The following is a 13,941-nucleotide window of genomic DNA, read 5'->3' on the forward strand; positions in this document are numbered from 1 at the left end:
AGTCGCTCGACCGGCGCACATCCGGTCGGCATTGCATCCGCCTCCCGAACTTGATATGTTCTGCCCTACAACATTTCATCGACGTCGCTGAAGGCGGATCATCATGTCACTCACCCCCACCAAGGCGGACCGGTTCTCGTTCGGCCTCTGGACCATCGGCTACAACGGCACCGACCCGTTCGGCGGCCCGACCCGTCCGGCCCTCGACGTCGTGCACGGCGTCGAGAAGCTCGCTGAGCTCGGCGCGTACGGACTCACCTTCCACGACGACGACCTGTTCGCGTTCGGCTCCACGGATGCCGAGCGGCAGAAGCAGATCGATCGCCTCAAGGGCGCGCTGGCCGACACCGGCCTGATCGTCCCGATGGTCACCACGAACCTGTTCAGCGCCCCCGTCTTCAAGGACGGCGGCTTCACCTCCAACGACCGCCAGGTGCGCCGCTACGCACTGCGCAAGGTGCTGCGTCAGCTCGACCTCGGCGCCGAGCTGGGCGCGAAGACCTTCGTCATGTGGGGCGGTCGCGAGGGCGCCGAGTACGACTCCGCGAAGGATGTGCGTGCGGCGCTGGAGCGCTACCGCGAGGCCGTCAACCTGCTGGGCGACTACGTCACCGACAAGGGCTACGACATCCGCTTCGCGATCGAGCCGAAGCCCAACGAGCCGCGCGGCGACATCCTGCTGCCGACCCTCGGCCACGCGCTGGCGTTCATCGACTCCCTCGAGCGCCCCGAGCTGGTGGGCCTGAACCCCGAGGTCGGCCACGAGCAGATGGCGGGCCTGAACTTCGCCGCGGGCATCGCCCAGGCGCTGTACCACGGCAAGCTGTTCCACATCGACCTGAACGGCCAGCGCGGCATCAAGTACGACCAGGACCTCGTCTTCGGTCACGGCGACCTGCACAACGCCTTCGCCCTGGTCGATCTGCTCGAGAACGGCGGCCCCGGTGGCACGCCCACCTACGACGGCCCCCGGCACTTCGACTACAAGCCCAGCCGCACCGAGGACGAGTCCGGCGTCTGGGACTCGGCGGCCGCGAACATGCGCATGTACCTGCTGCTGAAGGAGCGCGCGGCCGCGTTCCGCGCCGACCCCGAGGTGCAGGAGGCACTGGAGGCCGCCAAGGTCGCCGAGCTGTCGCAGCCGACCCTGAACGAGGGAGAGAGCTACGACGACTTCCTCGCCGACCGCAGCGCGTACGAGGACTTCGACGCCGACGCCTACCTGGGCGGCAAGGGCTTCGGCTTCGTGCGCCTGCAGCAGCTGGCGTCCGAGCACCTGATGGGCGCGCGCTGACCCGCGCAGCACCCTGTTCGCCGAGACCCCGCCCCGTCCAGGGACGGGGTCTCGGCGCCTTGACCGCAGAACAGAAGTGAGAGGATGCCAGCCATGGCACTCGTGATGGGCGTCGACTCCTCGACGCAGTCCTGCAAGGTGGTGATCGCGGATGCCGCGACCGGCGCGGTCGTGCGCACCGGCCGGGCCTCGCATCCGGACGGCACCAGTGTCGACCCCGAGGCGTGGTGGGAGGCGCTGCGCGCGGCGATCTCGGATGCCGGCGGCATGGCCGACGTCGAGGCCTGGGCGATCGGCGGACAGCAGCACGGCATGGTCGTGCTGGACGCGTCCGGAGAGGTGGTCCGCGACGCGCTGCTGTGGAACGACACCCGCTCCGCCGGGGCCGCAGCCGACCTGACCGCCGAGTTCGGGGCGTCCGAGCTGGCGCGTCGCACGGGCCTGGTGCCCGTGGCATCCTTCACCATCACGAAGCTGCGCTGGCTGCGCGACGCCGAGCCGGCCAACGCCGCGCGGGTCGCGGCGGTCGCGCTCCCCCACGACTGGCTGACCTGGCGCCTGCGCGGCTTCGGCCCGAGCTCTGAGTCGGGGCGGAATCCAGCGCTCGACGAGCTGGTCACGGATCGCTCGGACGCCTCGGGGACGGGCTACTGGAACCCCGAGACGGGCGAGTACGACCGGGAGCTGCTGGTCGCCGCGCTCGGGCATGACCCCGTGCTGCCGCGGGTGCTCGGGCCGACGGATTCGGTGACGGATGCCGACGGCCGCAGGGTCGGTCCCGGCGCCGGCGACAACGCCGGGGCGGCCCTCGGCGTCGGCGCGCAGGTGGGAGACGTCGTGGTGTCGATCGGCACCAGCGGCACGGTCTTCGCCATCAGCGAGCGGGCCGTGCACGACAGCACCGGCACCATCGCCGGTTTCGCGGATGCCGACGGCCGGTTCCTGCCCCTGGTCGCGACGCTCAACGCGGCACGGGTGCTGGACGCCATCGCGCGCCTGCTCGGCGTCGACCACGACGAGCTCTCGCGGTTGGCGCTCGCGGCATCCGCGGGTGCCGACGGACTCAGCCTGCAGCCCTACTTCGAGGGCGAACGCACCCCCAACCTGCCGGATGCCACCGCCACCCTGTCCGGCATGACACTGGCATCCACCACGCGGGAGAACCTCGCCCGTGCGGCCGTCGAGGGCATGCTGTCCGGTCTCGGCGCCGGACTGGACGCGCTGCGCGGGCAGGGCGTCCAGCTGGACCGTGCGCTCCTGATCGGCGGAGGCGCGCAGTCGCAGGCCGTGCGCGAGATCGCGCCCGCCGTGCTCGGCATCCCCGTCGAGGTCCCCGAGCCTGCCGAGTACGTGGCCCTCGGCGCCGCGCGTCAGGCCGCCCGCGTGCTCGCCGCGGCCTGAGCCTTGGCATCCGCCCCCGACCACCCTGCTACCACCCCGAGAATTCACTTCCCGGACGAGAATTGCCGCAGAGCAGGCATTCTCACGCGGCAAGTAAATTCTCGCGGGGAGATGGCGGTGGCTTACAGGCCCTGCGCGAGGCGGTAGTAGGCCTGGTTCCAGCGGACCTGCTTCTGGAACTCCGGCAGCGTGGTGTCCTCGTCGATGACGAGCAGCTCGATCTCGGCCATCTCGGCGAAGTCGCGGAACGCCTCGATGCCGACCGCGGTCGACATCACCGTGTGGTGCGCGGCCCCGGCGGTGAGCCAGGCGGCGGCGCTGGTGGTGAAGTCCGGCGCGGGCTTCCACACGGCGCGGCCGACGGGAAGCTTGGGCAGGGCCTCCCTCGGCTCGACGTTCTGGACGACGTTCGCGGTGAGGCGGAACCGGTCGCGCATGTCGCTGAGGGCGACGACGACGGCGGGACCGGGGTCGGCGGTGAAGACCAGGCGCACCGGGTCGTCCTTGCCGCCGATGCCGAGCGGGTGCACCTCGAGCGTGGGCTTGGCGGCGGTGAGTGAGGGCGAGACCTCGAGCATGTGCGCCCCGAGGATCAGCTCGTCACCCGGGGTCATGTCGTAGGTGTAGTCCTCCATCAGGCTGGCGCCGCCGGGCAGGCCGGCACCCATCACGTTGGCGACGCGCACGAGCACCGCGGTCTTCCAGTCGCCCTCGGCGCCGAAGCCGTAGCCCTCGGCCATGAGGCGCTGCACGGCCAGCCCCGGCAGCTGCTTCAGCGCGCCCAGGTCCTCGAACGACGTCGTGAAGGCGCCGAAGCCGCCCTCCTCCAGGAAGGAGCGCAGGCCGATCTCGATGGCGGCGCCGTCACGCAGCGACTGGTGCCGCTCGCCGCCGCGGCGCAACTCAGGAACGACCTCGTAGAGCTCCTCGTACTCGGCGACGAGCGCGTCGACGTCGGCATCCGATGCCTGTGCGACGGCATCGGCCAGCTCGTTCACCCCCCAGGTGTTCACCTGCACCCCCAGGCGCAGCTCGGCCTCGGTCTTGTCGCCCTCGGTGACGGCGACGAAGCGCATGTTGTCGCCGAAGCGGGCGAGCTTGAGGGAGCGGGATGCCGCGAGCCCTGCCGCCGCGCGCTGCCAGATGCCCAGCTCGGTGCGCACCCGCGGGTCGCTGGCGTGACCGACGATGGTCTTGCGCGGCACGCCCAGGCGGGTCTGGATGTAGCCGAACTCGCGGTCGCCGTGCGCCGCCTGGTTCAGGTTCATGAAGTCGAAGTCGATGTCGGCCCAGGGCAGCTCGACGTTGGCCTGGGTGTGCAGGTGCGCGAGCGGCTTCTGCAGCGCGTCGAGCCCGGCGATCCACATCTTGGCGGGGCTGAAGGTGTGCATCCAGGCGACCAGGCCGATCACCCGGTCATCGGCGTTGGCCTCCAGCGCGATGCGCTTGATGGCCGCCGAGTCGGTGAGGACGGGCTTCCAGACGATCTTCACGGGCGTCTCGGATGCGGCATCCAGGGCATCCGAGATCACACGGGACTGGTCGGCGACCTGCGCGAGCGTCTCGGGTCCGTACAGGTGCTGGCTGCCGGTGAGGAACCAGACCTCGTAGCCGTCGAGCGAGGTGGTGAGCGGGGTGCGGGTCATGAGTCGTTCCTACGGTCTTTCTCGAGGTGGTCAGAGTGCGGCGACGGCGGCGGCTTCGGCCGCCAGCCCGGCGCGGTAGCGGTCGAGGTAGGTGGCGTAGCCGGCCACGTCGGCCGGATCGGGTTGCGCGAGGCGGATGTCGGCATCCGCGAACACGCGCTCGTCGAGATAGGCGCTGAGGTCCTGGTCGGAGCCGAGGAACGCCGCGAGCACGGCGATGCCCCAGGCGCCGCCTTCGGATGCCGTGTCGCCGACCGCCACCGGCGCGTTCAGCGCCCCGGCGAGGAAGCGTTGCGCGACGCCGGCCGTGCGGAACATGCCGCCGTGCGCGAACATCCGGTCCAGCTGCACGCCCTCGCCCTCCAGCACGCGCATGCCGAGGCTGAGCGTGCCGAACACGCCGTAGAGCTGGGCGCGCATGACATTGGCAAGCGTGAAGCGGCTGTCGGGGGTGCGCACGAACAGCGGACGCCCCTCCTCGAGGCCGACGATGGGCTCGCCGGCGAGGTGGTTGTAGGCCAGCAGGCCGCCGGCATCCGCCTCGCCCTCGAGCGCCTCACGGAACAGGGTCTCGAACACCGCATCCGCCGAGCCATGGATTCCGGATGCCTCGGCGAAGCGGACGAACATGCCCACCCACGCCGCCAGCTCACTGGCGCCGTTGTTGCAGTGCACCATCGCGACGGCGTCGCCGGCAGGCGTGGTGACCAGATCCAGCTCATGGTGCACCTCGGTGAGCGGCCGCTCGAGCACGACCATCGCGAAGATGCTCGTACCCGCGCTGACGTTGCCCGTGCGCGGCGCCACGGCGTTGGTCGCGACCATGCCGGTGCCGGCGTCGCCCTCGGGCGGGCACAGCGGGATGCCGGGCTGCAGCGCTCCCGTCGGATCGAGCAGCCCTGCCCCCTCGGCGGTGAGCGAACCGGCATCCTGTCCGGCCACCAGCACCTCCGGCAGCAGTGCGCGCAGGTCGCCGCCGGTGTGCGCGTCGTAGCGGGCGATCAGCTGCTGGTCGTAGTCGCGTGCGGCCGAGTCGATCGGGAACACGCCGGAGGCATCGCCGATGCCCAGCACTCGACGACCGGTGAGCTTCCAGTGAACATAGCCGGCGAGCGTGGTGAGGAAACGGACCTCGGCCGCGTGCGGCTCCGCGTCCCGCTGCGCCTGGCGCAGGTGCGCGACCGACCAGCGCAGCGGGATGTTCACGCCCAGCAGTTCGGTCAGCTCGGCCGCCGCGGGCCCGGTGTTGGTGTTGCGCCAGGTGCGGAACGGGGCGAGCAGGTCGCCGGTGCCGTCGAAGGCGAGGTAGCCGTGCATCATCGCCGAGATCCCGATCGCGCCGAACGTGTCCGGGCGGACGCCGTGCCGGTCGTAGGCGTCCGAGACCACGCCGGCGTACGCCTCCTGGAGCCCTGTCCAGACGGCGTCGATCGGGTAGGTCCACAGCCGGTCCTCGAAACGGTTCTCCCAGTCGTGGAAGCCGGTGGCCAGAACCTCGTGGGTGGTCGAGTCGATCAGGCAGGCCTTGATGCGGGTCGAGCCGAGCTCGACGCCGAGGGCCGTGCGTCCGGCGCGGATGGCGTCGGCGTGCGTGCCGGTGAGGTGGTGGCTCATCGCCGTGCGTCCGAGCTCTGGCCGTACACGTTCTGGTACCGGTCGTAGAGGCTGTCGATGGCCTCCTGCGGGATCGGGATGAGCGGTCCGGCCTCGCGGGCGAGATGCACGGTGCGCGCCACGTCCTCGACCATGACGGCGGCCTTGACCGCATCCTTGGCATCGGTGCCGATCGTGAACGGGCCGTGATTCTGCATCAGCACCGCCCGGCTGCGGTGGCCGCTGAGGGTCTCGACGATGCCGCGCCCGATGGAGTCATCGCCGATGATCGCGAACGGGCCGACCGGGATCGGGCCGCCGAACTCGTCGGCCATCGCGGTGATCACGCAGGGGATCTCCTCACCGCGCGCCGCCCACGCGACCGCGTAGGTGGAGTGCGTGTGCACGACGCCGCCGACCTGGGGCATGTTGCGGTAGACGTAGGCGTGCGCGGCGGTGTCACTGGAGGGCGAACGGTCGCTGCCCGGCGTGCCGGGGATGACCGTGCCGTCGAGGTCGCAGAGGATCATGTTCTCGGGCGCCAGATCGTCGTAGCTCACGCCGGAGGGCTTGATGACGAACAGATCGGCGCTCGGATCGTCTCCCGTGCGCACGCGCCCGGAGACGTTCCCGCCGGTCCACACGACCAGTCCGTAACGCACGAGCTCACCGTGCAGACGCGCCACGTCGGCACGGACGGCGGCGATGGCCGCTTCGATCTCAGGGGTGAAGGTCGTCATCGGATCCTCTCGGGTCGCGTCGTCGACTCAGACGACATGTGACCGGTCACAGTCATTGTCTCATCGGGGTTCGACAAGGTCAATCCCGCCTTCCGCCTCAGCGGGCAGGCGGGGCGACGGATGCCCGTGGCACGAGCACCGGGGCGACCGGCTGCCCGACATCCGTTCCCGCTTCGACCAGCCGGGCGACGGCCAGCCGGGCGAGTTCGGCGAAGTCCTGCCGCACCGTGGTCAGCGCGGGAGCGTAGAACGCGGCATCCGGAACATCGTCGAAGCCGACGACGCTGACCTCTTCTGGCACCCGGATGCCGAGCTCGCGCAACCCGCCGAGCAGGCCCAGCGCCATCTGGTCGTTGGCGGAGAACACCGCCGTGACGTCGGATGCCGCGATCGCGGCGGCCGCGTCATGACCGGAGCGCGCCGTCCAGTCCCCCGGCAGCACCGGGCCTTGCACGAGTCCGCGCGCCGCGAGCTCCTGCGCGAACCCCGCCTGCCGCGCCTCTGCCTCCAGCCAGTCGGCGGGCCCCGCGAGGTGCGCGATGCGCGTGTGCCCCGCATCCGCCAGACAGCCCGTCGCCAGCCGGGCGCCGGCGACCTGATCGACCGCGAGTCCACGCCCCTCCCGCCCGGCGCCGTCTCGTCCCGCCGAGTGCAGGGTGACGGTAGGGATGCCGATGTCCATCGCATCCAGCGTCCGCAGGGTGTGCGCATGCGGGGCGACGACCACGAGGCCGTCCACGCCCTGGCCGAGCAGATGCTCGATCGCCTCGCGCACCGTGTCCTCACCGGCGGCGTCGGCGAACACGGCCGAGACCCAGTACCCGGCGGTGCGCGCGGCCGACTCGATGGCCTCGATGCTGCGCGACGGCCCGTAGTGCAGAGCGGCCTGGGCCAGCACGCCGATGGTTCGCGAGCGGCGGGTGCCGAAAGCGCGGGCGACGTTGTTCATCCGGTAGCCGAGCTCGGCCACTGCCGCCAGCACGCGCTCACGGGTCTCGGGCGCGACATCGGGATGCTCGTTCAGCACACGCGACACGGTCTGGCGGGATACCCCGGCACGGGCGGCGACGTCGCGCACCCCCACGGCACGTGCACTGAGACCGGTCACGCGCATGAGTCTAGGCCCCCGGATCAGGGCGTCTGCGACCAAGATGGAATCCGGACTTGCATCTCAAGCCGCTCGAGGTCTCAGGGTGGAGGGCATGAACGAGACACCAGACGAACTGCACCTCATCGGCGACGTCGCGCGCCGCACCGGACTCAGCGTCAGCGCCATCCGGTACTACTCCGACGAGGGACTCGTCGCACCCACGGACGAGACCGACGGCGGGCACCGGCTCTACGACGCCCAGGCGATCGCACGGCTGGAGTTCATCCGCACTCTCCGCGACCTGGAGACGGGCCTCGATCGGGTGCGACGCGTGCTGACCGGCACGGTGGAGCTGAGTGATCTGCTCGCCGAGCACCTCGAGGTCGTCGAGACCCGCACGCAGGATCTGCAGGCCAAGCGCGCCGTGCTGCGCGCGCTGGTGCGCAACGAGAGCACGCAGGAGCGGGCGCGACTGCTGCAGCGATTGGTGACGATGTCGGATGAGCGGCGTCAGAGCCTGGTCGACGACTTCCTCACCGAGGTGTCGCAGGGGATGCCGGCCGACGTGGCCGACCGACTCCGCGAGGCCCAGCCACGGTTGCCCGACGATCCGTCGCCGCAGCAGCTGGACGCCTGGATCGACCTCGCCGAGCTGCTGCAGGACGACGACTATCGCACGGTGACACGCGAGTACCTGCGCGAGACATACGCATCCGAGATCGGGCGGCGGATGGCCGAGCCGGGCATCCAGGACTTCATCCGCAGCGCCGGCGCCGACCTGATGCCGAAGCTCGCCGCCGCGCATTCCTCGGGACTCTCCCCCGAGGACCCGTTCGCGAGCGACCTGGCGGAGAGGTTCGTGCAGCAGACGGCCACCGCGGGCGGGGCGATCGTCGACGACGATCTGCGCAGCCGACTGGCCGCGCGCTACCGGGAGATCGATGACCTGCTCACCCGCACGCTCGAGGACGCGGACTATCGGGCCTCGGAGGGCCGCTACCTCGAGCTGGTCGCGATCATCAACGACACTCCGGGTCCGGAGGCCTCGGTCCGCGGCGACGCCGATCTCGGCAGCTTCGGCGAGTGGTTGTCGCGGGCGCTCCTCGCCGCGCGCTGAACGGATCGGACCGCCGAACGGCTCCGAGGCGCAGGCCGCCGCAGCGGCCCGGCTATTCCTTCTTGCGCGTCACGGCGCGCTGCAGCAGCACGAAGACCAGCAGGATGCCACCGGTGATGATCGTGGTCATCTCCGGCGGGATGCCGCCGTCCCGTGTGATGAGCACGTTCATCAGGCCGAGCACCAGCGCACCGACGACCGAGCCGAGCACATAGCCGTAGGCGCCGGTCAGCACGGTGCCGCCGATGACGGCCGCGGCGATCGCGTCGAGCTCCCAGCCGATGCCGGTGATGTTCTGCGCGGTGCCGAGGCGTGAGGTGTACAGCACCGCGGCCAGTCCGGACAGCGCACCGCTGATCACGTAGACCAGCACCTTCGTCCGCTGCACGGGAAGGCCCATCAGCAGCGCCGAGTTCTCGGACCCTCCGATCGCGTACACGGTGCGGCCGGTGCGGGTGCGGTGCAGCACGAAGAACGCGGCGAGCACCACGAGCACGGCGATGATCACGGCCGGCGTGATGGTGAGGTCGTTGACCTTCGGCCCGTCGACGAGCTTGATCTTGTCGCTGATCCAGCGGATCGGCGACTCCTCCGGCAGCCGTTCGGGCTTGGTGCTCAACAGCGATGCCAGGCCGCGTCCGAGGAACATCATCGCGAGCGTCGCGATGAACGGCTGGACGTTGAAGTAGCGGATCAGGATGCCGGAGACCAGGCCGAACAGGGCGCCGAAGCCGATCATCGCGACGATGACCGCCAGCGGATGCCAGCCCGCGTTCGCCAGCATCACGCCGGCGACCGAGGAGAACGCGATGATCGAACCGACCGACAGATCGATGCCGCCGGTGATGATCACGAAGGTCAGGGCGACCGCGAGCACGATGAGGTGCGTGTTGTTGATCAGCAGGTTCGACAGCGTGCTGGCCTGGACGATGCGGCCGTAGGCGGTCTCGCCGTAGACGATCATGCCCACGAAGATGACGACCGACGCGACGGTCGGCAGCACCGAGGGGTTCGCCGTGATCAGGCGGCGGATGCGGTCGACGGGCCCGGGAGCTTCGGACACCGGCGTCACGGTCACGAGGCTCATGCCGACACCTCCTCTTTCGCGGTCTCTGCTCTCGGGGCGATGACCGTCCTCCTGCGGCGCTGGAACCAGGCGCGCACCCGCTCGGACTGCAGCAGGCAGATGACGATGATGACGATGGCCTTGAACGCCGGGGTGGCCGAGGACGAGATGCCCAGGTACAGCACAGTCTTGTCGAGGGTCGCGATCAGCAGGGCGCCGACGAACGCACCGGAGAGCGAGAACTTGCCACCCATCAGCGACGCGCCGCCGATCACGACCGCGAGGATCGCGTCGAGCTCGAGCTGGTAGCCCGTGCGCGAGATGTCGACGGTCATCACACTGCCGACCGACATGATCCCGGCGACGCCCGCGAGCACGCCGCTGAGGATGTAGGCGGTGAGCAGCAGTCCCCTGGGCTTGATGCCCGCCATCCGACTGGCCTTGGGATTGATGCCGATGGCTTCGATCATCAGCCCCAGAGCGCTGCGCCGCACGACCCAGCCGACGGCGAGGACGATCAGCAGCGCCAGGACGAACACCACGGGGATGCCGATGACATAGCCGTTCGCGAGCCACCGGTAGGGGTCGTTCGATGCGGCCGTGTTCTGCCCGCCGGTGATCACCTTGGCGATGCCCCGACCGGCGAGCATGAGCACGAGAGTGGCGATGAACGGCTGCAGCCCCACGTAGGCGACCAGGATGCCGTTGACGGCCCCGAGGATGCCGGTGACCAGCAGCGAGAGGCCGACGGCGGCGAATGCCACGCCGACCGAGGAGGAATCGCCCACGTTCTTCAGGAATTCCATCGACACGGCCCCGGCGACGGCCATCAGCGAGCCGACCGAGAGGTCGATGCCGGCGGTGGCGATGACCAGCGACATCCCGATCGCGATCATCATGATGGGAGCCGCCTGGCGCAGGATGTCAATCAGATTCCCGACGAGGTTGCCGTTGTTGGGGTTGATCGTGACGGCGAGATAGCCCGGGTCCTTCAGCACGTTCAGAGCGAGCAGCGCGACGATGGCGACGACGCCCCAGAAGAACGGCTTGCGGACGAGTTCGCGCCAGAAGGACGGGGTCGTAGCGGCGTTCATCGCGCCTCCTGCTCTTCGGCCGTCTCGGCATCCGCCCTGGTGCCGGTGTCCGCGGTCGTCTCGGTGATCGTATCGGGCAGCGCACCGGCGGTGGCGTCGAGGTCCTCGGCGGCGGCCTCGGTGCCGTGCGCCGCGATGACGTCGACGATCTCCTGCGCGCTCACTCCGGGCCCGTTCTGGATCTCGCCGATCTTGCGGTGGTCCTTCAGCACGACGATCCGCTCGGACAGGCGCACGACCTCCTCCAGCTCCGAGGAGACGAACACGACCGCCACGCCGCCCTCGGCGAGCTGGGCGACCACCTCCTGGATCTCGGCCTTCGCGCCCACGTCGATGCCGCGGGTGGGCTCGTCGAGGATCAGCAGCACGGGCTCGGTGGCCAGCCACCGGCCCAGCAGCACCTTCTGCTGGTTGCCGCCGGAGAGGTTCTTGATCATCCGGTTCGGGTCCGCGGGGCGCACGTTCAGTGCGGTGATGTACTTCTCGACGATGACATCCTGCTCCTTGCGCGGGATGGGCCTCGCCCAGCCGCGCTCCGCCTGCATCGCCAGGATGATGTTCTCGCGCACGGTGAGGTCGCCCACGATGCCCTCGTCGCGGCGGTTCTCGGTGGAGAACGCGATGCGCTCGGCGAGTCCGTCGGCGGGGGACCTGAGCTCGGTCCGGACGCCGTTCAGGGAGATCGTCCCGGCGTCGGCACGATCGGCGCCGTACAGCAGACGGGCGAGCTCGGTGCGGCCCGAGCCGAGCAGACCGGCGAAGCCGACGACCTCACCGGCGCGGATGTCCAGATCGGTCGCCTCGACCGCCCCTCGGCGGGCGATCCCGGATGCCGAGAGCAGTGGCACCTCGTCCGCATCCCGGGGCGCAGTGCGACGGTTGCCGCCGAGGGACTTCAGCGCGTCGAGATCCTTGCCGATCATCTTGGAGATGAGGGCGTGCCTGTCCAGGTCGCGGGTGAGGTACTCACCCTCGTACCGCCCGTTGCGCAGCACCGTGAGACGGTCGCTGATCGCATAGACCTGGTCGAGGAAGTGCGAGACGAAGAGGATGGCCACGCCCTGGTCGCGCAGCGAGCGCATGACGGTGAACAGCCCCTCGACCTCAGCCGAGTCCAGGCTGGAGGTCGGCTCGTCGAGGATGAGCACCTTCGCCTTGATCGCCATGGCCCGGCTGATCGCGACGAGCTGCTGCAGAGCGATGGAGAGGGTGGAGAGCGGCTTGTGGGTGTCGAGGCGCTCGAGACCGAGCCGGGCGAGCGCCTCGGTGGCGGCGCGATGGGTGGCTCGCCAGTTGACTCCGAAGACACCGCGGACCTCGTGGCCCAGCATCACGTTCTCTCCGATGGAGAGGTTCGGGGCGAGGTTGACCTCCTGGTAGACGGTCGAGATGCCCGCTTCCTGCGCATCTCCCGTGCCGGTGAAGCTGCGCTCCTGTCCGACCACGGCGATCGTTCCGGAGTCGATGCGGTACACGCCGGTGAGCGCCTTGATGAGCGTGGATTTACCGGCGCCGTTCTCCCCCATCAGCGCGTGGACCTCGCCCGGGAACAGGCGGAAGTCGACGTCGTCGAGTGCCTTCACTCCGGGGAACTCGATGGAGATCCCCCGCATCTGCACGATGGGCAGTTCTTCGGTCATCGCCGTCTCTCTCGTCTGGCCTGTCGGAAACCGGGGCGGACGGATGCCGGGTGGCGCACTGCGCGCCACCCGGCCACCGATCAGTACTTGCGGTCCGGGAGCGCGGTCTTGGCCGCGTCGGCCGAGTCGAACGCCAGGCTCGGGACGATGATGTACGAGTCGACCTTGTCGCCGTCGAGTGTCTTCTTCACCACGTCGACTGCCGTGTCGCCGAACAGCGGGTTGTACTCGTGCACATAGCTGAGCTTGCCGTCGGCGAGCGCCTGAATGGCGTTCTTGGTGCCGTCGATCGTGGCGATCTTGATGTCGGTGCCGACCGTCAGCCCGGCCTCCTCGGCAGCCTGCGCAGCGCCGAGACCCATCTCGTCGTTCTGCGCGAACACGAACTGGATGTCGTTGTTGTTCGCCTTCAGCATGGTTTCGAGAACGCTCTTGCCCTCCTCGGTGGACCAGTTGGCGGTCTGCGCGTCGACCTTGGTGAGCGCGGAGTCGCCGAGGCCTTCCTCGAAGCCCTTGTTGCGCTCGTTGACCACTCCGACGCCGGCAGGTCCCTCCAGGACGACGTAGTTCCCGCCGTCGGGGAAGGTCGCCGCCGCCCACGCGCCGACCTCCTTGGCGACCTCGACGTTGTCGGGCGCGATTCGGGTGACATACAGGCTGGTGTCGTCGGGCTCGATGCCGCGGTCGAGCAGGATCACCGGGATCTCGGCCTCCTGCGCGAGCTTGAGCGAGTCCTCCCAACCGGTCGCCTCGGTGGCGGACAGCAGGATCACATCGACCTCCTGGTCGACGAACGCGGTGAAGCTGTCGATCTGGGACTTCTGGTCGAGGTTCGCCGCGGGAGCATAGCTGAGCTTGTAGCCGGCGTCCTCGGTGAACGTGTCCTTGATGTTCTGCTCGTTGGCCTGGCGCCAGCCGCCCTCCGGGCCGACCGCGACGAAGCCGACGCTGATCAGGTCGTCGGAGCCGCCGCCGTCGCCGCCCTTGTCGCCGGTGTCGGCGCTCGAGCACGCGGCGAGGCCGAGCGCCAGTGCGCCGACGGCCGCGAAGCCGAGCGCCGCGCGGATGTGCTTCTTTGCAGACATTGTTCTCCTCCTTGAGAGACCGGGGCGCTGCCCGGGTGGACCTCATGCGGTCCGTGCATTTCGATCGCGGGACTCACAGGAGTGCGTCCTGCCGGTGATGTTACCGGGAACATTTTCTGAAACACAAGAGAGCCGATGAGAGACCGGATGTTCCGTTACCTAAACGTTGTTACCG

Annotated in this window: 11 protein-coding genes; 3 read left to right on the forward strand and 8 right to left on the reverse strand. The window is 69.6% G+C overall.

Annotated elements, in window-relative coordinates; translation table 11 throughout:
* Positions 1-103 precede the first annotated feature (103 nt).
* The gene (gene xylA, locus ACFQY2_RS00460) at positions 104-1,294 is read left to right on the forward strand and encodes a xylose isomerase (protein ID WP_378743619.1); all 1,191 of its coding nucleotides are present in this window, start codon (positions 104-106) and stop codon (positions 1,292-1,294) included.
* Between the two features lie 93 nt (positions 1,295-1,387).
* Positions 1,388-2,695, forward strand: a complete 1,308-nt coding sequence (locus tag ACFQY2_RS00465; RefSeq protein WP_378743621.1) for a xylulokinase — start codon at positions 1,388-1,390, stop codon at positions 2,693-2,695.
* A gap of 122 nt (positions 2,696-2,817) precedes the next feature.
* Here the strand turns inward: ACFQY2_RS00465 and araA are convergent, their stop codons facing one another.
* From araA to ACFQY2_RS00485, 4 genes are all read right to left on the reverse strand, one after another.
* Complete coding sequence (gene araA / locus ACFQY2_RS00470; protein ID WP_378743622.1) at positions 2,818-4,341, reverse strand: L-arabinose isomerase; 1,524 nt, start codon at positions 4,339-4,341, stop codon at positions 2,818-2,820.
* 30 nt (positions 4,342-4,371) lie between these two features.
* Entirely contained in the window at positions 4,372-5,955 is a 1,584-nt protein-coding gene (locus ACFQY2_RS00475) for a xylulokinase (protein ID WP_378743623.1), read from the reverse strand.
* Positions 5,952-6,674 (reverse strand): L-ribulose-5-phosphate 4-epimerase, encoded by a 723-nt coding sequence (locus ACFQY2_RS00480; RefSeq protein WP_378743624.1) that lies wholly within the window; start codon positions 6,672-6,674, stop codon positions 5,952-5,954. Before ACFQY2_RS00480 ends, ACFQY2_RS00475 begins: the two co-directional genes overlap by 4 nt.
* A gap of 97 nt (positions 6,675-6,771) precedes the next feature.
* Positions 6,772-7,782, reverse strand: a complete 1,011-nt coding sequence (locus ACFQY2_RS00485) for a LacI family DNA-binding transcriptional regulator (protein WP_378743625.1) — start codon at positions 7,780-7,782, stop codon at positions 6,772-6,774.
* Between the two features lie 94 nt (positions 7,783-7,876).
* On the opposite strand from ACFQY2_RS00485, the gene ACFQY2_RS00490 reads away from it, so the two are divergent.
* On the forward strand, positions 7,877-8,881 hold the full coding sequence (locus ACFQY2_RS00490) for a MerR family transcriptional regulator (protein WP_378743626.1): 1,005 nt from the start codon (positions 7,877-7,879) through the stop codon (positions 8,879-8,881).
* Positions 8,882-8,933: 52 nt separating this feature from the next.
* On the opposite strand, the gene ACFQY2_RS00495 is transcribed toward ACFQY2_RS00490, so the two are convergent.
* From ACFQY2_RS00495 to ACFQY2_RS00510, 4 genes are all read right to left on the reverse strand, one after another.
* The gene (locus tag ACFQY2_RS00495) at positions 8,934-9,968 is read right to left on the reverse strand and encodes an ABC transporter permease (RefSeq protein WP_378743627.1); all 1,035 of its coding nucleotides are present in this window, start codon (positions 9,966-9,968) and stop codon (positions 8,934-8,936) included.
* Positions 9,965-11,041 (reverse strand): ABC transporter permease, encoded by a 1,077-nt coding sequence (locus tag ACFQY2_RS00500; RefSeq protein WP_378743628.1) that lies wholly within the window; start codon positions 11,039-11,041, stop codon positions 9,965-9,967. Before ACFQY2_RS00500 ends, ACFQY2_RS00495 begins: the two co-directional genes overlap by 4 nt.
* Complete coding sequence (locus ACFQY2_RS00505; protein WP_378743629.1) at positions 11,038-12,681, reverse strand: sugar ABC transporter ATP-binding protein; 1,644 nt, start codon at positions 12,679-12,681, stop codon at positions 11,038-11,040. The genes ACFQY2_RS00500 and ACFQY2_RS00505 overlap by 4 nt, the downstream gene beginning before the upstream one ends.
* An 80-nt stretch (positions 12,682-12,761) precedes the next feature.
* Positions 12,762-13,766 carry a substrate-binding domain-containing protein gene (locus ACFQY2_RS00510; RefSeq protein WP_378743630.1) on the reverse strand — a complete coding sequence of 335 codons (1,005 nt, stop codon included), beginning with the start codon at positions 13,764-13,766 and terminating at the stop codon, positions 12,762-12,764.
* Positions 13,767-13,941: the final 175 nt, after the last annotated feature.

The organism is Microbacterium sp. GCM10027623, assembly GCF_042666935.1.
In the GTDB taxonomy this organism is placed as follows: domain Bacteria; phylum Actinomycetota; class Actinomycetes; order Actinomycetales; family Microbacteriaceae; genus Microbacterium.

Coding starts and splice junctions, on each gene's coding strand:
- ACFQY2_RS00505 (WP_378743629.1), bottom strand. CDS start 12,681: ATGACCGAAGAACTGCCCATCGTGCAGATGCGGGGGATCTCCATCGAG.
- ACFQY2_RS00465 (WP_378743621.1), top strand. CDS start 1,388: ATGGCACTCGTGATGGGCGTCGACTCCTCGACGCAGTCCTGCAAGGTG.
- xylA (WP_378743619.1), top strand. CDS start 104: ATGTCACTCACCCCCACCAAGGCGGACCGGTTCTCGTTCGGCCTCTGG.
- ACFQY2_RS00500 (WP_378743628.1), bottom strand. CDS start 11,041: ATGAACGCCGCTACGACCCCGTCCTTCTGGCGCGAACTCGTCCGCAAG.
- ACFQY2_RS00475 (WP_378743623.1), bottom strand. CDS start 5,955: ATGAGCCACCACCTCACCGGCACGCACGCCGACGCCATCCGCGCCGGA.
- ACFQY2_RS00510 (WP_378743630.1), bottom strand. CDS start 13,766: ATGTCTGCAAAGAAGCACATCCGCGCGGCGCTCGGCTTCGCGGCCGTC.
- araA (WP_378743622.1), bottom strand. CDS start 4,341: ATGACCCGCACCCCGCTCACCACCTCGCTCGACGGCTACGAGGTCTGG.
- ACFQY2_RS00495 (WP_378743627.1), bottom strand. CDS start 9,968: ATGAGCCTCGTGACCGTGACGCCGGTGTCCGAAGCTCCCGGGCCCGTC.
- ACFQY2_RS00480 (WP_378743624.1), bottom strand. CDS start 6,674: ATGACGACCTTCACCCCTGAGATCGAAGCGGCCATCGCCGCCGTCCGT.
- ACFQY2_RS00490 (WP_378743626.1), top strand. CDS start 7,877: ATGAACGAGACACCAGACGAACTGCACCTCATCGGCGACGTCGCGCGC.